18 protein-coding genes are annotated in these 20,172 nt (G+C 65.1%); 9 read left to right on the forward strand and 9 right to left on the reverse strand.

Annotated features, from left to right (window positions below; genetic code table 11):
* Positions 1-829, reverse strand: an 829-nt coding sequence (locus Q2941_RS37670; RefSeq protein WP_458195668.1) for an SAM-dependent methyltransferase, incomplete at its 3' end; no start/stop codon positions are given.
* Positions 826-1,644, reverse strand: coding sequence for a DUF1295 domain-containing protein (locus tag Q2941_RS37675; RefSeq protein WP_458195669.1), 819 nt, complete (start codon positions 1,642-1,644; stop codon positions 826-828). The genes Q2941_RS37675 and Q2941_RS37670, both read right to left, overlap by 4 nt.
* 185 nt (positions 1,645-1,829) lie before the next feature.
* Between Q2941_RS37675 and Q2941_RS37680 the strand changes: the two genes are divergently transcribed.
* From Q2941_RS37680 to Q2941_RS37690, 3 genes are all read left to right on the forward strand, one after another.
* Positions 1,830-2,849 carry a flagellar motor protein MotA gene (locus Q2941_RS37680; protein WP_458195670.1) on the forward strand — a complete coding sequence of 340 codons (1,020 nt, stop codon included), beginning with the start codon at positions 1,830-1,832 and terminating at the stop codon, positions 2,847-2,849.
* Between the two features lie 155 nt (positions 2,850-3,004).
* Positions 3,005-4,033, forward strand: coding sequence for a peptidoglycan -binding protein (locus Q2941_RS37685; RefSeq protein ID WP_254109103.1), 1,029 nt, complete (start codon positions 3,005-3,007; stop codon positions 4,031-4,033).
* On the forward strand, positions 4,033-4,479 hold the full coding sequence (locus Q2941_RS37690) for a GNAT family N-acetyltransferase (RefSeq protein WP_458195671.1): 447 nt from the start codon (positions 4,033-4,035) through the stop codon (positions 4,477-4,479). The genes Q2941_RS37685 and Q2941_RS37690 overlap by 1 nt, the downstream gene beginning before the upstream one ends.
* 299 nt (positions 4,480-4,778) lie before the next feature.
* Here Q2941_RS37690 and Q2941_RS37695 read toward each other — a convergent pair whose 3' ends face one another.
* Positions 4,779-6,629 carry an ABC transporter ATP-binding protein/permease gene (locus Q2941_RS37695; RefSeq protein WP_254109104.1) on the reverse strand — a complete coding sequence of 617 codons (1,851 nt, stop codon included), beginning with the start codon at positions 6,627-6,629 and terminating at the stop codon, positions 4,779-4,781.
* A 196-nt stretch (positions 6,630-6,825) separates the two neighbouring features.
* On the opposite strand from Q2941_RS37695, the gene rpmE reads away from it, so the two are divergent.
* The gene (gene rpmE / locus Q2941_RS37700) at positions 6,826-7,053 is read left to right on the forward strand and encodes a 50S ribosomal protein L31 (RefSeq protein WP_027521816.1); all 228 of its coding nucleotides are present in this window, start codon (positions 6,826-6,828) and stop codon (positions 7,051-7,053) included.
* A 135-nt stretch (positions 7,054-7,188) separates the two neighbouring features.
* Here rpmE and rcdA read toward each other — a convergent pair whose 3' ends face one another.
* Both rcdA and Q2941_RS37710 read right to left on the reverse strand, forming a co-directional pair.
* On the reverse strand, positions 7,189-7,698 hold the full coding sequence (gene rcdA / locus Q2941_RS37705; protein WP_027521815.1) for a protease adaptor protein RcdA: 510 nt from the start codon (positions 7,696-7,698) through the stop codon (positions 7,189-7,191).
* Positions 7,699-8,263: 565 nt separating this feature from the next.
* Entirely contained in the window at positions 8,264-8,455 is a 192-nt protein-coding gene (locus tag Q2941_RS37710; protein WP_027521814.1) for a DUF1192 domain-containing protein, read from the reverse strand.
* 118 nt (positions 8,456-8,573) lie between these two features.
* Between Q2941_RS37710 and Q2941_RS37715 the strand changes: the two genes are divergently transcribed.
* Together Q2941_RS37715 and Q2941_RS37720 are read left to right on the forward strand one after the other, a co-directional pair.
* On the forward strand, positions 8,574-9,572 hold the full coding sequence (locus Q2941_RS37715; RefSeq protein WP_254109107.1) for an NAD(P)H-quinone oxidoreductase: 999 nt from the start codon (positions 8,574-8,576) through the stop codon (positions 9,570-9,572).
* 141 nt (positions 9,573-9,713) lie between these two features.
* Positions 9,714-12,590 (forward strand): EAL domain-containing protein, encoded by a 2,877-nt coding sequence (locus Q2941_RS37720; protein WP_458195672.1) that lies wholly within the window; start codon positions 9,714-9,716, stop codon positions 12,588-12,590.
* Here the strand turns inward: Q2941_RS37720 and Q2941_RS37725 are convergent.
* The gene (locus tag Q2941_RS37725) at positions 12,587-12,853 is read right to left on the reverse strand and encodes a DUF7662 domain-containing protein (protein WP_458195673.1); all 267 of its coding nucleotides are present in this window, start codon (positions 12,851-12,853) and stop codon (positions 12,587-12,589) included. The genes Q2941_RS37720 and Q2941_RS37725 overlap by 4 nt on opposite strands.
* 145 nt (positions 12,854-12,998) lie before the next feature.
* On the opposite strand from Q2941_RS37725, the gene Q2941_RS37730 reads away from it, so the two are divergent.
* Positions 12,999-14,498, forward strand: a complete 1,500-nt coding sequence (locus Q2941_RS37730; RefSeq protein WP_458195674.1) for a diguanylate cyclase — start codon at positions 12,999-13,001, stop codon at positions 14,496-14,498.
* A gap of 135 nt (positions 14,499-14,633) precedes the next feature.
* Here Q2941_RS37730 and Q2941_RS37735 read toward each other — a convergent pair whose 3' ends face one another.
* Positions 14,634-15,509, reverse strand: coding sequence for a UTP--glucose-1-phosphate uridylyltransferase (locus Q2941_RS37735; protein ID WP_027521809.1), 876 nt, complete (start codon positions 15,507-15,509; stop codon positions 14,634-14,636).
* Between the two features lie 204 nt (positions 15,510-15,713).
* Between Q2941_RS37735 and Q2941_RS37740 the strand changes: the two genes are divergently transcribed.
* Both Q2941_RS37740 and Q2941_RS37745 read left to right on the forward strand, forming a co-directional pair.
* The gene (locus Q2941_RS37740) at positions 15,714-17,087 is read left to right on the forward strand and encodes a lytic murein transglycosylase (protein ID WP_458195675.1); all 1,374 of its coding nucleotides are present in this window, start codon (positions 15,714-15,716) and stop codon (positions 17,085-17,087) included.
* Positions 17,088-17,247: 160 nt separating this feature from the next.
* Complete coding sequence (locus Q2941_RS37745) at positions 17,248-18,963, forward strand: SGNH/GDSL hydrolase family protein (RefSeq protein WP_254109112.1); 1,716 nt, start codon at positions 17,248-17,250, stop codon at positions 18,961-18,963.
* 14 nt (positions 18,964-18,977) lie between these two features.
* Here the strand turns inward: Q2941_RS37745 and Q2941_RS37750 are convergent, their stop codons facing one another.
* Together Q2941_RS37750 and Q2941_RS37755 are read right to left on the reverse strand one after the other, a co-directional pair.
* Positions 18,978-19,352 carry a CsbD family protein gene (locus Q2941_RS37750; RefSeq protein WP_027521806.1) on the reverse strand — a complete coding sequence of 125 codons (375 nt, stop codon included), beginning with the start codon at positions 19,350-19,352 and terminating at the stop codon, positions 18,978-18,980.
* A 63-nt stretch (positions 19,353-19,415) separates the two neighbouring features.
* Positions 19,416-20,150: an SDR family NAD(P)-dependent oxidoreductase gene (locus tag Q2941_RS37755; RefSeq protein WP_027521805.1), complete on the reverse strand. Its 735-nt coding sequence runs from the start codon at positions 20,148-20,150 to the stop codon at positions 19,416-19,418.
* Positions 20,151-20,172: the final 22 nt, after the last annotated feature.

Genomic DNA, 20,172 nt, shown 5'->3' on the forward strand with positions numbered 1-20,172 from the left:
GCTGATAATGCGTGCCGCTCCAGCACCATTCCTTCTCGACCTCGAACAGGTCGGGATATTGCCTGACGAGGTGATGGCTCGGCATCACGCCGCCTGTGAAGAAATGCTGCGCGATCCAATCGTCGCGGTCGGTGCGGTCGAAGAGATACGAGCCGGAGCGATGGGTGAAGATGTGCATGAAGAAGCGTCCGTCGACATCGAGCCAGGAGCGGACGTTCGTCAAGAGCTTGCGCCAGTTCATCATGTGCTCGAACATTTCCACCGAGACGACGCGGTCGAACCGGCGGTCGGGCGCGAACACGTTCATATCAGACGTGACGACGCGAAGATTTTTGAGACCGCGCAGCCGCGCCTCCTCCTCGATATGGTCGCGCTGCGAATGCGAGTTCGACACTGCCGTCACCTCGGCATGGGGGAACTGCCGCGCCATCCACAGCGACAGCGAGCCCCAGCCGCAGCCGAGCTCGAGGATGGTCTGCCCGTCGGCAAGGTCGGCATGGGCGACGGTCTGGCGCAGGGCTTCCTCTTCCGCCTCCTGCAACGTGGTCGCAGCAGTCTTGTAGAAGCAGGACGAATATTTGCGGTTGGGGCCGAGCACCGCCGCGAAGAAGGCAGACGGCACCTCGTAGTGCTGGGTGTTGGCGGCATCGGCATACCCGGCGATCGGCCGCAGCATCATTTGACCGGCGAACACCGTGTCATCCGCCGCGGTGCGGTCGGCAAGGCGCGTCGCGGTGCGCGAGCATAGCCGCTGGATCGCGGCGCGGACGACGACGTCGGGCAGAGGCACGCGCTCGGCGGTGCCGATGATGGCGGAGACGAAGCTCACGCGGTCGCTCCCCGGACAATCGCTTTGGGCGGCAAGGGAAAGAAGGCGCTGGTTCGCGCCTGGTAGGCACGGTAGCGCTCGCCGCGCGAGCGCAGCATCTGTTCCTCCAGTGGCGGGATGCCCGTGACGTGGACCAGGATCCAGTACATCAAGATCGGCGCAAGCAGGCTGGCCCAGCCCCATGCGTAGCCGGACGCAAGGCCGATCACGGGATAGGCGAGCCAGCACAGCCATTCGAAGAAGTAGTTGGGATGCCGTGACCAGCGCCACAGGCCGACATCGCAGACTTGGACGGCGTTGGCCGGGTCCTGCCTGAACCGCCGCAACTGCGCGTCCGCCAGCCCTTCGCCGAGGATGCCGGCGAGCAGGATCGCCGCGCCCAGGAAATCCTGGACGCGCAGGGCGGGCTCTGGGACATGCGCGGCGACGAAGATCGCGAACACCAGCGGCACCGAGCCCAGCGCCTGGTTCTGGAGGAAGATGAACATCCGCCGCCGCGCGTTAGGGCCCCAGTCCTTCGCAAACGCGGCATAGCGCGGATCGTCGGAGATGCGAGCGGTGCGGATCGCAATATGCATCCCGAGCCGGCCGGACCACAGTGCCACCAGGCTCGCGACCAGCCATTGCCGTGCGTTGGGCGCATGGCCGAAAGCCGGCCAGAGCGCACTGGAGGCGCCGACCAGCCCGATGGAAAAGCTCCAGATGGTGTCGACCCAGCCGGAATTGCCGGTCAGCTCGCGCACCACCCAGGCGAGCGCCATCAAGATCGCAAGCGACAACGCGATGACGGCAAGCGCCCCGAGATAGGTCGTCATGCAAAAAATCCGACTTGAGCCTGTGAAACGCCGAAGTTTTGCAAAATACGTAACCTTCAAAGCCCGGTTTCAGGTTTGAGTTCCCCCACCCAGCCCCGAAATCGACCCCGCCCAGCTTTTTTTGCGCTCGCGCTGTGCCATAGTGCGGGCCGCAATTTGAGGTTTCGCAACGGATGACATCGGCCATGAAGCTTGGCACTTCGCCCCGCTCCCCCATGGACATCGACTACATCAAACTGTCCTCCCCCAGCGTGTTCCTGGTGCGGATGCTGGTGTTTCTGGTGCTCTGCTCGCTGGTCGGGGTCGTGCTCTACAAGCAGATCATCACCGCCTTCTTCGCCAATCCCGGGCTGAACGCCCTGATCGGCGGCGTGCTCTTCATCGGCATTATCCTGGCCTTCCGCCAGGTCATCCGGCTCTATCCCGAGGTCTCCTGGGTCAACAATTTCCGCATCGCCGATCCCGGCCTTGCGCAGTCGCGCCATCCGAGACTGCTGGCCCCGATGGCGGCGATCCTCGGGGGCGAGCGGTCCGGGCGCATGAGCATCACCCAGCAGACCATGCGGCACCTGCTTGATTCGATCGCGACCCGCCTGGACGAGGCTCGCGACATCTCCCGCTATATGACCGGATTGCTGGTGTTCCTCGGCCTGCTCGGCACCTTCTGGGGTCTGATCGAGACCGTCGGCTCGGTCGGCAAGGTGATCGACGGGCTGAAGGTTGGCGGCGACGCCGGTGCTCTGTTCGACACCCTGAAGGAAGGCCTCGCCGCGCCGCTCGGCGGCATGGGTATCTCGTTCTCCAGCTCGCTGTTCGGCCTTGCCGGCTCGCTCATCCTCGGCTTCCTCGACCTGCAATCGAGCCAGGCCCAGAACCGTTTCTACACCGACCTCGAAGACTGGCTTGCCACCACCGTGCGCGAATATGGCAGCGGCGAAGTGGCGGCCGTCGCCAGTGGCGGCGGTGTGGCCTCGGGCGAGCTTCAGGCTGCCGTCGAACGGCTGCGCTCGGTACTCGAGGAAGGCAACGCCAGCCGCGGCACGACGGCCGCGATGGCGAGCCTTGCCGAGGCCATCCAGGCACTGGTCTCGCATATGCGAACTGAACAGCAGATGATCCGCGAATGGGCTGACGGCCAGGGCGAGCAGAATCGCGAGATCCGTCGCCTGCTCGAGCGCCTCGCGCGCCAGCCGGAGAAGAGTTGAGTACTCGTTGGGCTACCCTGCCCCGGACGCAGCGCAGCACGCAGTGGTGCGCTGCTGAGCGGGGGCCCAGCGTTACTTGAGATGTGTGTCCCGGCTCTGCGGAGCAGCGTTGCACGCTGCACTGCGTCCGGGACACGGAAGTGGAGACAAACGAGATGGCACTTGCCCGCGCCCGCCGCAGCGAAGGCCCCTTCAACTACTGGCCCGGTTTCGTCGACGCGCTGTCGACGCTGGTGCTGTCGATCGTGTTCCTGCTCTCGGTCTTCCTGGTCGTGCAGTTCTTCCTGTCGCAGGAGGTCACCGGCAAGGACAAGGCGCTGGAGCAGCTCAACGCCAAGATCGCGCAGCTCAACGAGCTATTGTCGCTGGAAAAGCTCGGCAAGCTCAGCCTCGACGACCAGGTCTCGCAGCTCAAGGCTGGCCTTGCCTCGGCCGAGACCGAGCGCGACCGCCTGAAGGGCCTCTATGAAGGCCTTGCGAACGCCGGCAACGATGCCCAGGGCAAGACGACCGAGCTCAGCAAGGCGCTGGACTCCGAGAAGCAGGTGTCCGCACGGGCGCTGGCACAGATCGAGGTTCTGAACCAGCAGATCAGTGCGCTGCGGCGGCAATTGGCGGCGCTCGAGGAAGCCCTCGACGCCTCCGAGAAGCGCGACAAGGAATCGCAGACGCGGATCGCCGATCTGGGTTCTCGCCTCAACGTGGCTTTGGCCCAGCGCGTGCAGGAATTGTCGCGCTACCGCTCGGAATTCTTCGGCCGCCTGCGCGCCATCCTCGGCAACCGTCCCGACATCCGGATCGTCGGCGACCGCTTCGTGTTCCAGTCCGAAGTGTTCTTCGATACCGGCCAGGCAACGCTGCTGCCCGAGGGCCGCACCGAGCTCGACACGGTCGCAAGCGCGCTCAATGAGCTCAACGGCAAGATCCCGAGCGACATTCCCTGGGTGCTCCGCGTCGACGGCCACACCGACGTGCGGCCGGTCACCGGCGCCAACTTCAAATCCAACTGGGAATTGTCATCGGCCCGCGCGATTTCGGTGGTGCAGTACCTGATCTCGCTCGGCGTCCCCGCCGAGCGGCTGGTCGCGGCCGGCTTTGCCGAATTCCAGCCACTCGATACCGGCAACACCGAAGAAGCCTTCAAGCGCAACCGCCGCATCGAGCTGAAGCTGACGGAGCGGTAGTGAGCTTCCACCTCCGCCCCTATCGCGCCGAGGACGAGGCGGCGGCGATCGCGCTGTGGCATCGCACCTGGCAGCAGGCCTATCCGCAGATCGACTTCGCGGCGCGGCTGGAGTGGTGGCGCGAGCGCTGGCGCAAGGACCTCGCGCCGAAGGCGGCGATCGTCGTCGCCGAGCAGGATGATGGCGCGCTGATCGGCTTCGTCACCATCGACGGCGAAGGCTATCTCGACCAGCTCGTGGTCGATCCCGGGCAATGGGGCTCGGATGCCGCGCGCTTGCTGGTGGACGAGGCCAAGCGCCGCTCGCCGACCGGCGTCACGCTGCTCGTCAACAAGGACAACTCCCGCGCCATCCGCTTCTACGAGCGCAACGGCTTTGCCCATGCGGGGGATGATGTGAACCCGACCTCGGGTCGTCCGGTGCTGCGGATGGAATGGAAGCCGTAAGGCGCTGCAGCCAGCCCCACACTCAGCCGTCATTGCCAGGGAACGAAGCATCCCCAATGTCGTCCTGGCGCAGGCCAGGACCCATACCGCGGAATCTATCGTTGTGCACGGTGCCAATCCCGAACGACCGGCTTTCGCCAAACCTGGGGTTATGGGTCCTGGCCTGCGCCAGGACGACACCGAGTTTTTCGGCTACTTGCTCACAAATGACGGAGCTTGAGGGACTTCGGCCCCCGCCGCCGGCGAACGCTCGGCTACTTTGCATGGGGTTGTTTTCGAGGTTCTGGTTTGAAGACGCCTCACGCCCCCTCGAACTGCAGCCTTGCCAGCCGCGCATAAAGCCCGTTGGCTGCGACCAGCTCGGCATGCGTGCCCTGTTCGACGATCCGGCCCTGGTCCATCACCAGAATGCGATCGCATGACAGCACCGTTGCGAGGCGATGGGCGATCACGATCGTGGTGCGATGGCTCATCAGCTCTTCCAGCGCGGTCTGAACCAGCGTCTCGCTTTCTGCGTCCAGCGAGGACGTCGCCTCGTCGAGCAAGAGCAGCGGTGCATCGCGCAGGATCGCACGCGCGATCGCGATGCGTTGGCGCTGGCCGCCGGAGAGCGTCACGCCGCGCTCGCCGAGCGGGGTCTCAAACCCCTCCGGAAGGCGGCGAATGAACTCGGCGGCATGCGCAAGTTCGGCGGCGCGCTCGACCTCGGCGTCGGTCGCATCGGGCCGGCCGAAGCGGATGTTTTCGCGGGCGGTTGCTGCGAACACTACCGATTCCTGCGGCACCAGCGCGATGCGCGCGCGCAGCTCGCGCGGATCGACTGATCTGACCGGCACGCCGTCGAGCGCAATCGCGCCCGACCGCGGATCGTAGAACCGCAGCAACAGATGAAACAGCGTGCTCTTGCCGGCACCGGACGGACCGACGATCGCGACCTTCTCGCCGGGGCGCACGTTGAGCGAGACGCTGTCGAGCACCTTGACGTCGGGCCGCGCCGGATAGGCGAAGCTCACCCTGTCGAAGCCGACCTCGCCGCGCGCGGGCGACGGCAGCGCACGCGGCATTGCCGGCGCGGTGATCTCTGGCTGCACATGCAGGATCTCGAACAGGCGCTCGGCGGCACCGGAGGCGGCGGCGACCTCGCCCCAGACCTCGCTGAGCTGGCCAAGGCCGGCGGCGGCAAATGCCGTGTAGAGCACGAACTGGCCGAGACGGCCGGGCGTGATCGAGCCGATCAGGACGTCATGCGAGCCGATCCAGAGGATCGCGACCACGCTGGTGAATACGATGAAGATGATGATGGCGGTGAGCACCGCGCGCGCCTGGGTCGAGGTGCGCGCTGCCTCATAGGCCTGCTCGACCTCGCCGCCGAAGCGCTTTCCGGCGAGCTGCTCGCTGGTATAGGCCTGCACGGTGCGGATGGCGCCGACCAGCTCGGAGGCGTAGGCGGAGGCGTCCGCAAGCGTATCCTGCGCGTTGCGCGACAGCCGCCGCACCCAGCGCCCGAAGGCGACAAGCGGCAGCACGATCAGGGGAATGGCGAGCAGCACGAAACCGGAGAGCCGTGGGCTCGTGATCACCATCATCGCGACCGCGCCCAGAAACATCATCATGTTGCGCAGCGCGATCGATACGGAGGCGCCGACCGCGGACTTGATCTGGGTGGTGTCGGCGGTGAGCCGCGAGACCAGCTCGCCGCTGCGCGCAGAGTCGAAGAAGGTCGGCGAGAGCGAAAGCAGGTGGCCGAACACGTCGCGGCGAAGATCGGCGACGATGCGCTCGCCGATCGTCATCACGAGGTAGTAGCGCGCAGCGCTGGCGAGGGCGAGCACAGCGACGACCGCGATCATCACCGCAAAGTAGCTGTTGATCAGCGCGATGCCTTCCGGCGTGAAGCCGAAATCGATCATCCGCCGCACCGCGACGGGCACCAGAAGCGTGGTCAGCGCGGCAATCGTCAGCGCGACGAAGGCAAGCGCGGCGCGTCCGCGATAGCGGCCCACATAGGGCGCAAGCGCCATCAGCGGCCGCAGCTTTGCGCGGCTTTTGGCCGGCTGCTCGATCAGCTCGGCCTCGATCGAAGGGGTGTCCGCGGCGTTCATCTCGCCCTGATCGACGTACCGGTCATCAAGCCGTTCCAGTGCGCTCATGAGATCCGACCCATTGGATTAGTCCGCTCCCAATAGGCTGGTGCAAGGGTAGTGGCAAATCCGGGATGTCCCTTAGGGGCAAGCCCGGTTCGCCCCCCGCAATGGCTTGTTTTGCGAGGTTTCGTGGGGTATAGAGCCGCCCAAATCCGTCATTCGCTAGCCACTCAATGAGGCGCCGGGGCGCCGAGGAATTGCCATGAAAGCCGAGATTCACCCGAATTATCATACGATTACCGTCGTGATGACCGACGGTACCGAGTACCAGACCCGCTCCACCTGGGGCAAGGAAGGCGACAAGCTCCAGCTCGACATCGACCCGAAGTCGCACCCGGCCTGGACCGGTGGCTCCGCCCAGATCATGGACCGCGGCGGCCGCGTCTCCCGGTTCCAGAAGAAGTTCTCGGGCTTCCTCAAGAAGGATTGATCCGGCCGATCAGGCCGCGACGAAAAACGCCCCCGGGAGACCAGGGGCGTTTTTGTTTTTTGGGCCGCAGCAGTCGGGCCGTCGCTCTTCGAGGCCCGCTTCGCGGGCACCTCAGGGTGACGGTTAGAGTTGAGCTTACCCCTCGAACGCGGCCTTGAGCGCGTTGAGCTGGGGCACCAGGGGATTGCCGATCGGCATGCGGTCCGTCGGCGGGGTGTGGATGCTGGTGTCGAGGCGGCGCACGCGCGTTTGCAGGCTCATCGAGCGGGTGATCAGGTCCTGCAATTGCTGCGGCAGCTTCTCGATCGTGTCGGTGGGGCCGGGATCTGCCGCGGTCAGCTTGACCTTGGTCTTTTCGCGGTTGGCCTGGACCAGTGTCATCTCGCCTTCCTTCACCGCGCGGTGCAGCAGCAGCCAGGAGGCAAGCTGCATTAGGCGGGTGGTGAGGCGCATGCTTTCGGTTGCGTAGGTCAGGCTGACGGCGCGGTCGAGCGCCTTGGCCTCGGTACGGCCGGCGCCGTCGAGATAGGCCGCGGTCTCCTCCACCAGGTCCATGCCTTCGCGGAACAACGCGCTGAACGCCGCCGAATTGGTGAACCGTTCGCTGAGTTGAACGAGAGCGCCGTCGGCTTGCAAACGTTCCATGGTTAACGCCCCTTACGCAACTGTTTACCATCCGGCTTTGGCGCCGGCTTATGATGAACAAATCATTGCGCGGGCGCCTCGCGAAGTCCAGCGGCAACCGCGTTTATGGTTTCCGCGCCTCATTGCACCAGGGCGGGACACGTGAGGCGCAAAAAAAGAGCCGCCGGAGACCGGCGGCTTTGAAAGTTGATAACAGGGAGGCGTCAAACAGAGTGGACAGGAGCCACTCGGTGTCCAAACGAGGACGGTTCCAGTCATAATCGCGAAAGCTTAATCGACCGTAAACGAGCGAATTTTTTGAGGGTTCGTTAGCCATGTCGGCCATTGGCCGAGCGGTCTCATGGAACGTTTTTCCACCCGTCACTCCGGGGCGCGACGAAGTCGCGAGCTATGATGCGCAATTGCGCGTCTGAGAATCCATAACCCCAAGCAGATGGAATAACCCGGGTCTGTCAGCCGGCCCGCTTCAACGGCCTGTGGTTATGGATTCCGGGCTCGGCGCTGACGCGCCGACCCGGAATGACGCGGGGGAATTCAGTCCGACGCGTCCAAGACGCGCGCGTTGCTACGACTTGAAAATGCTGTTCGCGGCGTCGCGCGAGGCGCGTTTCTTGGTTGCGGCTTCCTCGAGCCTTGCGATCTCGGATTTCAGCAGCGCGATGCGCTCGGTCAATTCCTCGACCGACAACAGTGAGAGGTCCTGTCCGATCTCGTGGCTGATCTTCTTGCGCGGCCGGTCGTCGTCGTCCATCGCCATCGCTTGCTCCTCCATCACAACCGAAGCCGAAGCGGTTGCCAGCGCGTGGCCCGCTGGCTAATCCATTGCCTCGTTCATCCTGCACCCATAAGGCCCAAGGGATAATCGAGGACAAATCATGGAAAAGCTGCCTGCGCAAATGACCGTGGTCGCCATCTCCAAGCCCGGCGGTCCGGAAGTGCTGGTGCCGGAGCAGCGTGCGCTGCCGCAGCCGGGCCCCGACGAGATCCTGATCAAGGTGATGGCCGCCGGCGTGAACCGGCCCGACGTCGCGCAACGTTCCGGTTCCTACCCGCCGCCGCCCGGCGCCAGCGATCTGCCGGGGCTGGAGGTTGCAGGCGAAGTGGTCGCGGTCGGCAGCAACGCCAAGCGGCACAAAATTGGCGACAAGGTGATGTCGCTCGTCGCCGGCGGGGGTTACGCGCAATACTGCATCGCCCAGGACGCCCAGGCGATGAGCGTGCCGCCGGCGCTGTCGATCAAGGAAGCCGGCGCGCTGCCGGAAACCCTGATGACGGTCTGGCACAACGTGTTCGAGCGCGGCGGCCTGAAGGCCGGCGAGACGCTGCTGATCCATGGCGGCTCTTCCGGCATCGGCACCATGGCGATCCAGCTTGCGAAAGCGTTCGGCGCAAAGGTGATCGTCACCGTCGGCTCGCAGGACAAGATCGATGCCTGCCTCAAGCTCGGCGCCGACCGCGCGATCAACTATAAGACCGAAGACTTTGTCGCCGTGGTCAAGGCGGAGACCGGCAATGCCGGCGCCAATCTGATCCTCGACATGGTCGCCGGCGACTATGTCGACCGCAACTATGATGCCGCCGCGGTCGACGGCCGCATCGTGCAGATCGCAACCCTCAATGGCCCCAAGGTCAACGTCAACATCGCCAAGGTCATGGTGAAGCGCCTCACCCATACCGGCTCGACGCTGCGCCCCCGTAGTAATGCGGACAAGGCGGCGATGGTGGCCGCGATCGAGGCCAAGGTGATGCCGCTCTTGCGCGAAGGGCGCATCAAACCGCTGATGGACAGCACTTTCCCGCTGGAAAAGGCGGCGGACGCGCACCGGCGGATGGAGACAAGTGCACATATTGGCAAAATTGTGTTGGAGGTCTAGCCCGCACGCCCCGCAAGCGAGGCGGAAACCCTTTGATTTTCCTCGCTTTCGTGGCATCTATCGTGAAGCGCCGAACCATCTCGTTCCGTTCGGAAATTCGCTTAGCACTGAAGAGTTTGCGTCGAACGCGGAGAACTGACCTTGCGTCTGATCAGGTGCCTCGCGCCCATTGCGCTGGGCCTCATGATTCTTGTCGCCGCGTCGCCTGCACGCGCGCTCGATGCCGTCAGCGTCCGCAGCGACGCGCCCGCGATCGACCTCACCGCCGTTCTCGAACACCAGCGCAGCGACGCTGACCGCATCCAGGTGTCCACCGCGCCCGGCACCGACGGCATCGTCCGCCGCATCGAGGTGCGTGCCCGCGAGGGCGGCCAGAACTGGGTGGTATTCGCGCTCGCCAACAACACCGACGACCAGCTCGACCGTTTGATCGTCGCGCCGCATTACCGCATCGTCTCGTCCGGCCTCTTGTGGCCCGACCTCGGGCTGTCGCGCATCGCGACCATCACGCCCTCGATCGGCGACCGGCCCGAGCGCCAGGAGAGCGCGACCGCGGATGTCTTCCGCATCACGCTCGACCCCGGCTCCGTCGTCACCTTCGTCGCGGAGCTGCGCACCGACAAGCTGCCGCAGCTCTATCTGTGGGAGCCGGAGGCCTACAAGGACAAGGTCAACTCGTTCACGCTCTACCAGGGCATCGTGATCGGCATCTCGGGCCTGCTTGCGCTCGTGCTCACCATCCTGTTCGTGGTGAAGGGCAGCATCATGTTCCCGGCGGCCGCCGCGCTCGCCTGGGCGGTGCTGGTCTATATCGGCGTCGATTTCGGCTTCTGGGGCAAGGTGCTCGACATGTCGAACAACGCCGAGCGCATCTGGCGCGCGGCGGGCGAAGCAATTCTGGCCGCGACGCTGCTGGTGTTCCTGTTCGCCTATCTCAACCTCAGCCGCTGGCACGTGCGCTATTCGCACATCACCGTGGGCTGGCTCGCCTTCCTGGGCTCGCTGGTCGCGCTCGCCCTGTTCGATCCGGCGGTCGCCTCCGGCATTGCGCGCATGTCACTGGTGCTCATCGCCTTCGCTGGCTTCGCGCTGATCGTCTATCTCTCGACCCACGGCTTCGACCGCGCGGTGCTGCTGATCCCGACCTGGTTCCTGCTCGTGATCTGGGTGGTCGCTGCCGGCATGACGGTCGCGGGCTCCGTGACCAACGACATCGTCGGCCCCGCGCTGCTCGGCGGCCTCGTGCTGATCGTGATGCTGATCGGCTTCACGGTCATGCAGCACGCCTTCGCCGGCGGCGGCGCGACCACCGGCGTCGTGTCCGACATCGAGCGGCGGGCGCTCGCGCTCGCCGGCTCCGGCGATCTGATCTGGGACTGGGACGTTTCCGCCGACAAGGTGTTCACCAGCCCCGAGACCGAGGCACTGCTCGGCCTGAAACGCGGGACGCTGGAAGGGCCGGCTGCGACCTGGCTCGAGGTGCTGCATCCGCTCGATCAGGATCGCTTCCGCGCCGCGCTCGACAGCGTGCTCGACCAGCGCCGCGGCCGCCTGGTGCAGGATTTCCGCCTGCGCACTCCGGATGGCCATTTCATGTGGTTCGCGCTGAAGGCACGGCCCGTGGTCGGCTCCGACGGCGAGGTCTCGCGCGTCGTCGGCACGCTCACCGACGTCACCGAGCTGCGCAATGCCGAAGAGCGCCTGCTGCACGATTCCGTGCACGACAATCTGACCGGCCTGCCCAACCGCAAGCTGTTCATGGACCGCCTCGGCGCCGTCGCCAATTTCGCCAAGACCATGCCGACGCTGCGGCCGACGCTGATGGTGATCGATCTCGACCGCTTCAAGCAGGTCAACGATTCCGTCGGCATCGCGGTCGGCGATTCCATCCTGCTCACGCTCGCCCGCCGCCTCACCCGCATCCTGAAGCCGCAGGATACGCTGGCGCGGCTCGCCGGCGACCAGTTCGGCCTGATCCTCTTGTCGGAACAGGATCCGGCCCGCATCACCGCCTTTGCCGAGACCATCCGCAAGACCATCCGCGCGCCGATCGCCTTCAACGACCGCGAGATCTTCCTCACCGCCTCGATCGGCCTCGCGCTCTCCGATCCGCAGAGCCAATTGACGGACGAGATCATCAAGGACGCCGAGCTTGCGATGTATCATTCCAAGCGCATCGGCGGCGACCGCATCGATGTGTATAAGCCCGCGATGCGCGCGCGAAAAACGGACCGCCTGACGCTGGAGAGCGAGCTGCGCCGCGCCATCGAGCGGCAAGAGTTGACGATCCTCTACCAGCCGATCGTGCGGCTGGAAGATCGCTCGATCGCCGGCTTCGAGGCGCTGTCGCGCTGGGATCATCCAAAACTCGGACGGATGTCGCCGTCGGAATTCATCACGATTGCGGAAGAGACCGGCCTGATCGTCGACCTCGGCCTGTTCGTGCTCGACCAGACCGCAAAGCAGCTCTCGGTCTGGCAGCGCGCGATGCGCTCACGCGAACCGATCTTCGCATCCGTCAACGTCTCCTCGCGGCAACTGCTGCGCCACGACCTCATCCACGACATCCGCACCGTGCTGTCGCGCTCCTCGGTCGCACGCGGCACGCTGAAGCTCGAATTGACGGAATCGCTGGTGATGGAGAATCCGGAGCACGCAGCCCAGATGCTGACGCGGATCCGCGAGCTCGGCACCGGGCTGTCGCTCGACGATTTCGGCACCGGCCATTCCTCGCTCGCCTATCTTCAGCGCTTCCCGTTCGACACCATCAAGATCGACCAGTCGTTCGTCCGCACCACGAGCCGCGGCACCCGCCCGGTGATCCTGAAATCGATCATCGCGCTGGCGCACGATCTCGGCATGGACGTGGTGGCGGAAGGCGCGGAGACCGACTCGGATGCGGTCGAGCTCTACCAGCTCGGCTGCGAATACGCCCAAGGCTTCGCCTTCGGCGAGCCGATGGACGCCGACGCCGCGATGCGCCTGCTCACGGAAGTGCGGCTGGAAGCGGCGAGCTAGTAGCGCCGCTTCTCGCTCGGCATCTTCCTGAACCGCACGCTCTTGCCGTCCGGCATCCGCGTCGCGGTGAAGCCCGCGGCGAGGCAGGCTTCGCGCTGCGGCATCTGGATGTCGGGGCTGCGCAGGCTGTCCCACCAGGACGCGCGCTGCGCCGCACGCGGCAGGGCTGCGCCGATGATCTCCTCGATCTGGTCAAAGCTCAGCACGAGCTCCATCTGCTTCTGCCGCTTCAGGTAATCGCACAACGCGTCGTAGTCGTTCACCGTCGTCCTCGATCGTTCATCGGGGGCCGCCCTTGCCGAAAAGCGTTAGCCCCGGAAACCGTTTCTTAACTGATTGCGACGCCGGCGTCCCAGCTTAAAGACTACTCAAGATTTCAGGTGCATCCACTAGTGTCGGGAGCAAGTGATGCTGGCTGGATGGCGCGAAGGCACGGCCCGGCGGCCGTGGCGGATCTCGGCGAAGCTGCTGATCATCTCGTCGGTCGTGACGGTGATCGGCTTTTCCGCCATTTGCGTCAACGTGATGCTCGACATGCGACGCGGCGAGGAGGCGCTCGCCCGCCAGACCCTGGAAAACCTGGCCACGACCATCGAGGCCGACATCAGCCGCAACATCGAGATCTACGACCTGTCCCTGAAGGCTGTGGCCAGCAACATGCTGCTGCCCGAGATCGGGACGGTCAGCAAATCGATCCGGCAGCTCATCCTGTTCGACCACGCCACGACCGCCAAGCATTTTGGCGCCATTCAGGTGTTCGACGCCGACGGCAAGCTGACCATCGACGCATCCACGCTCGACCCGGTCCCGGAGAACCGCGCCGACGAGGAGTATTTCAGGGTTCATCGCGACAACCCCAATGCAGGGCTGTTCATCAGCCGCCCGATGCTGTTTCGCGGCGCCTACGCCATCGTGCTGAGCCGGCGGGTCAACGATCAGGACGGCGGCTTCATGGGGGTCGTCGCCGGCTCGATCCGCTTCAGCTATTTCCACGAGCTGTTCGAGCGGCTGAGCCTCGATCCGCAGGACACCATCACCGTGCTCAAGCGCGACCGCACCATCATGATGCGGCGGCCGTTCGATCTCGACGTGATCGGCAAAAATCTGGCAGACCGGCAGAACTGGAAGGCGGACAATCTGAAAGAAGGCGGTTCGTTCGCGGGACAGGGTCCGGTGGATACGACGCCGCGCCTCTATGTCCGCAGCAGCAGTACCACGCCCCCCCTGTTCGTCGTCGCCGGCAAGCCGCTCAACGCCGTGTTCGAGCTCTGGCAGAAGGAGGCCTTGCGCATCGGGGGCGTGGTGCTGGTGCTCGCATTGTTCGTGCTGGGCTCGACGGCGGTGCTGGCGCGCGAGATCGGCCGGCGCGCCAAGGCGGAGAACAAGCTCGAGGAGATGGCGACCACCGACGCGCTCACGGGCCTGCGCAACCGCCGCAAGTTCGATTCCGTGATCGACGTCGAATGGCGGCGCGCGATGCGGCAGAAGGCGCCAGTCGCGCTCTTGATGATCGATGCCGATCACTTCAAGGCTTACAACGACACGTTCGGCCACCAGGCCGGCGACCAGGTGCTGGTCGGCATCGCCATCTGCATCTCCGATTCCGTGCGCCGCGCCGGCGATTGCCCCGCACGCTATGGCGGTGAGGAATTTGCGGTGCTGCTGCCGGACACCTCGGAAGCCGCCGCGTTCAAGATCGCCGAGACGATTCGCTGCAAGGTGCAGGGCTGGTCCGACGACCAGGCGAGCACGACGGTCTCCTGCGGCATCGCCAGCCTCGTCCCCGCGGCCGGCATGGACTGGTCCATCCTGGTGACCGCCGCCGACAAGGCGCTCTACGCCGCCAAGGCCGGCGGCCGCAATCAGTCCGTGGTCGCAAACATTCCGAAACTGTCGCTGGTGGCGTGAGTTTAAGCCGTCATTCCAGGGCGATGCGAAGCATCGAACCCGGAATCTCGAGATCCCACAATGCGCAATTGTGCATTGGGGTTCGGTCCTGCGGACCGCCCCGGGATGATATCGAATGCGTATACGCCTTCGATATCACTTCTCCAGATAGTTCTTCATCTCCGCGAGCAGGCCGTCGCGCAGCTCGGGGCGCTTCAGGGCGTAGGCGATGTTGGCGCGCAAAAAGCCCGCCTTGGAGCCGCAATCATGGCGCTCGCCTTCGAACTCGACGCCGTAGAACTTCTGCGATTTGGCGAGCCCGATCATGGCGTCGGTGAGCTGGATTTCACCGCCGGCGCCACGCTCCTGGGTCTCCAGGATCTTGAAGATCTCCGGCTGGAGAATGTAGCGGCCGGTGATCGACAGGTTGGAGGGCGCGGTGCCCTTCGGCGGCTTCTCCACCATGCCGTCGACCTCGAAGATCCTGCCGGTGCGCTTTCCAACGCCACAGATGCCGTATTGATGCGTGAGATGGTCCGGCACGGCCTCGACCGCGAGCACGTTGGACTTCTCGCCGAGCTGGCTTGCGGCCTCGATCATCTGCTTCAGGCAGCCCGGCGTGTTGAGCACGAGCTCATCGGGCAGCACGACGGCGAACGGCTCGTTGCCGACGATGTCGCGCGCGCACCAGACCGCATGTCCGAGGCCGAGCGGCGCCTGCTGGCGGGTGAAACTTACGGCACCGGCCTCGGGCTGGTTCTGCGCCAAAACCTCTTGCTCGGCCTTCTTGCCGCGCGCGGCGAGCGTAGAGTCGAGCTCGAACATGCGGTCGAAATGGTCTTCTATGACGTTCTTGTTGCGCCCGGTGACGAAGACGAAATGCTCGATGCCGGCCTCTCTCGCCTCGTCATAGACGTACTGGATCAGCGGCTTGTCGACGATGGTGAGCATTTCCTTGGGCATCGCCTTGGTGGCGGGCAGCACGCGGGTGCCGAGGCCGGCGACGGGGAATACGGCTTTACGGATTTTCATGGGATTGATCGAATACCTTGGGACGTGCGGGCGTGAAGCAATGACATCTTGCTAGCCGGTTTGCAGCCGGTAACAAAGGCGGATGTTGGGCCCTGCCCCGGGATTCCAAAGGAAAGGGCCGCCTACAAAATTTCACCTTTGTTAAGGTATTGGCAACCGTAACAAGGGCCTCCTGCAGCCGGATTTTGGCCGCACAGGTGGGACATGACGCGATCGATGGCAGGACTTGCAGGACTGACCGGCGCAACCCTGGTTGCGGCCGCCCTCCTGTGCCCGCTTCAGGCGCGTGCGCAGGGATCAAACGGCCTGTCCAACCTGTTCGGCGGCATTTTTTCCGGCCAAACTCCGTCGTCTACGCAGCCCGCGCCGGCCCAAGGCGGCGCGCAGCCGTGGAGCGGCGAGGACGGCGCTTCCGGCCATCCCCTGATGACTGCAGCCGCGATCCGCGAGGCCGCCGCCAATTTTGACAATTGCGTTGCATCGATGTGGCCTGATGCCGCACGTCGCAACATCACGCAGGAGAATTTTCAGCGCTTCACCGCCGGGCTCACGCCCGACCTGCGCATCATGGATCTGCTGGATTCGCAGCCGGAGTTCACCAAGTCGATCTGGGACTATCTCGACATCCTCGTGAACGACAACCGCCTCGCCAAGGGCAAGGAGATCCTCGCCAAGTACAAGGCGCAGTTCGACGCCACCGAGAAAGCCTACGGCGTCGACCGCTATATCATCGCGGCGATCTGGGGCATCGAATCCAACTACTCGACCCAGATGGGCGACCGCAGCGTGCTGCAATCCACTGCGACGCTGGCCTGCATCGGCCGCCGCCAGGCCTATTTCAGGGACGAATTCCTCTCCGCGCTGGAGATCCTCAACCGTGGCGATCTGAACCCTGATCAGATGCGCGGCTCCTGGGCCGGCGCGTTCGGCCCGACGCAATTCATGCCGACCGCGTTCAAGCGCTTTGCAGTGGATGCCGATGGCGACGGAAGGCGCGACGTGGTCGACAATCCGGCCGACCTGATCGCCTCCACCGCCAACAATCTGAAGAAGGACGGCTGGCAGAGCGGCGCGAGCTGGGGCTACGAGGTCGTGGTGCCGCAGGGCTTCAACTACATGCTGGCGGATCGGGCCAAGGCAATGACGATCGCGCAGTGGGAGAAGCTTGGGATCAAGCGCGCGACCAGCCAGCCCTTCCCGCAGGCGGCCGACAAAGCCTATCTGCTGACGCCCGCCGGGGCACAAGGGCCGGGCTTCCTGATGCTCCAGAATTTCCGCGTGATCATGAAGTACAACCCGGCCGAGGCCTATGCGCTGGCGATCGGCCATTTCGCCGACCGGCTGCGGGGCGGCCAGCCCTTCGTGCAGCCCTGGCCGCGGCAGGAGCGGGAACTGTCCCGCGCCGAGCGGCTGGAATTGCAGCAACTCCTGGCCCAGCGTGGCTTCTACAAGGGCACACCTGACGGCCAGTTCGGCGGCCAGACCCGGGACGCCCTGCGCAACTTCCAGGCCTCGATCGGGGCTCCCGCGGACGGATTTGCCTCCTCCGACATGCTGGAACGGCTGCGCGGGCGATAAATCCGTCCCGAAAGTAACCCTGAACACGAAATCCAGCCTCCGCCCTTGACGAGGGCGGCAGTTCCCCGGTGTATGGCGCAATCAAATCTGCCCGTTTGCGGCCCGATTCCGTTATTATATCGAGCCTATTCCGAAACCGTGGCGCGCGCCTCAGAACCGCATGTCGAAGCCGAAATCATTTTTCAAGGCCCTGACCGAGACCGGCCCGTTGATCGCGCTGGGGACGGCGCTTGCGATCATGGTGTCGGTGGCCGGCCCTGCGTCAGCGCAGTTCTTCAACTTCCCCGGCTTCGGCGGACCGTCGCGGCCCGCGCCGCCGCGCAGCGGAGGCGGCGGCTGGTTCGGCGGCGACTTCTTCGCGCCCTTCCAGCAGCCACAGCAGCAAGCACCTCGCCAGGATTTTTCTCGCGCGCCGGCACCGGCCAAGCGCGATACGGTCGCCGAGCGCAATGTGCTGGTGATCGGCGACGCCATGGCGGACTGGCTCGCCTATGGTTTGGAAGACGCCTACACCGAGCAGCCCGACATGGGCGTGATCCGCAAGCACAAGACCTCGTCCGGCCTGATCAAGTACCAGCCAAAGGGTGAGCCCTCGGACTGGGCCGCCGCAGCCAAGGGCATTCTCGAAACCGAGAAGCCCGACGTCATCGTTATCATGCTCGGCCTTAACGACCGCCTGGCGATCCGCGAGCCGGCGGCGGACAAATCCGACAAGCCTGCCGACAAGAAGAACGACAAGGGTGCGCGCGCCAAGCCGCAAGGCAAGCCGGGCGACGCCAAGACCGACACCAAGCCCGGCCCGGATGCGGCCGCCAAACCCGACGACAAGCCGGCAGACACCGACCTGCCGCAGGACGACGCCGACAATGCCGATGCGCCGCAGACCGCGGCGCCGGAAAAGACCGCGCGCTCGCCGAACGGGCTCTATGAATTCCGCGACGACCGCTGGGTCGAGCTCTACGGCAAGAAAATCGAGGAGCTGATCGGCGTGCTCAAAGCCAAGGGCGTGCCGGTGCTCTGGGTCGGCCTGCCCGCAATTCGCGGTCCGAAGGGTACGGCGGACATGCTGTTCCTGGACTCGCTCTATCGCGAAGGCGCGGCCAAGGCCGGCATCACCTATGTCGACGTCTGGGACGGCTTTGTCGATGAAGCAGGCCGCTTCCTCCAGAAGGGCCCCGACTTCGAAGGCCAGATCCGTCAGCTCCGTACCTCTGATGGCGTCTATTTCACCAAGGCCGGCGCACGCAAGCTCGCGCACTATGTCGAGCGCGAGATTACGCGTCTGCTGGCGGGGCGCTCAGGCCCGATCGCACTGCCGAGCGAGCCGGCAACGCCGGACACCAGCGCCGAGCCCGGCAAGCCCGCGCCGCGGCCGCTTGCCGGGCCGATCGTGCCGCTGGTTGCGGCCTCGATCTCCGCCGATCAATTGTTGGGCGGACCGGGATCGCGTCCGGCCGCCGTCGATGCACTCGCGGCCAAGACGCTGGTGAAGGGCGAGCCGCTGACGCCTCCGGCAGGCCGCGCCGACGACTATGCCTGGCCACGGCGCGAGGTCGGTCGCGAGCAGGCCAAGGGCGATACGCCGGTCGCGGCGACGACGCCTGAGGGCGGCGCTGCCAATCCAACCGCGGGGACTGCGCCGAATGCTGCTGCTGCCGCGATCGCCCCGCCAAAGCTCGCGCCGAAGAAGCCGCCGGTGCAGCAACCGGCACAGGCAACGCCGTCACCGTCGTTGCGCGATTTCTTCGGCTTCGGTTCGCCATCGCCGCCGCGTCAACTGGCGCCGCAGCCGCCGCGCAATCCGAATCCCAATCCGGCGATCCCGCGTCCGCCGGGCAACGTTGGGCGATCGGCGGAATTCTATGCGCCGCGATAGTCGGCTCGTGTAGGCTAGCTGTAGTAGCGCCAGCGCGGCGGCGGGCGGCGGGCTGGCCGCGACATCAACAGCGCGAGCGCAAAGCCGATGCCGCCGGCGACCAGCAGCGCGCCGATCGGGTTCGCCTGCACTCTCTTTGCAAGTGCCTGCGTCCCGTCGCGGAATGTATCCTGGCCAGCTTCATAGGCGCCCTTCGCGTAACCGGCAGCGCTATCCGTGGCATCACGCGCGGCATCCTTCGCCTGGCCGTACAGGTTCTGCACGGTGCCGGCCGCTTCGCGCGCCTTGGCCGAGGCCTGCGTCTTCGCGTCTCCCGTCATCTCACCGACCGCACCTTCGACGCGTCCGGCAAACTCCTTGGCTGATCCGGCAATCCGATCGTTGTCCATGTTGGTCCTCCTCGAGGGTCAGCCCAAGTAACCGATCAGCCGCAGCGCGGTTCCGCAATCGCTTTAGAGAATGAGCCCGCCGTCGACGACGATGGTCTGGCCGATGATGTAGGACGACAACGGCGAAGCCAGGAACAAGGCCGCACCCGCCATGTCAGCCGGCGTGCCCAATCGCCGCAGCGGAATGCGTGACAGCGCGCCCTCGAGCCGCTGCGGATTGGAGGTCGTGACTTTGGTCATCTTGGTATCGACGAGCCCCGGCGCGATGCCGTTGATGCGGATGCCGTCCTCGGCCCAGGCCTCGCCCAGCGTCCGCGTCAATCCAACCGCGCCGGTCTTCGAGGCATTGTAGGCCGGATTGCCCATGGTGGAGTGATAGGCCGCAGTCGAGGAGACGATGATCAGCGATCCCCCCGAATCCCGCAGCATGGGATGAAAGCGCGTGGCACAGGCCATCAGGCTCATGAGATTGACTTCGAGCACCCTACGGAAGCCGGCCATCTCGAATTCGCCGCGGCGATAGATCACCGCGCCCTGTGCCAGCACCAGCACGTCGAGACGTTCGAACGACGGCTTGAACGCGTCGATCGCCCTGGCATCGCTGACATCGAGCTGGGCATAAACAAGACCGGTGAGATCCGAGCCTTCTTCCGCTGAATAGTCCTTCGCATGTGCGCGGGTGCCGCAGACCGCGACTTGCGCGCCCTTGGCACGAAAGGCCTGTGCGATGCCGTTACCGATGCCGCTGGAACCGCCGACGACCAGCACCTGCTTACCTGAGAAATCGAGCTCGTTCATCGCGGCCTCCCTTTGCTTTTGC

It is taken from the genome of Bradyrhizobium sp. UFLA05-153 (assembly GCF_054185185.1).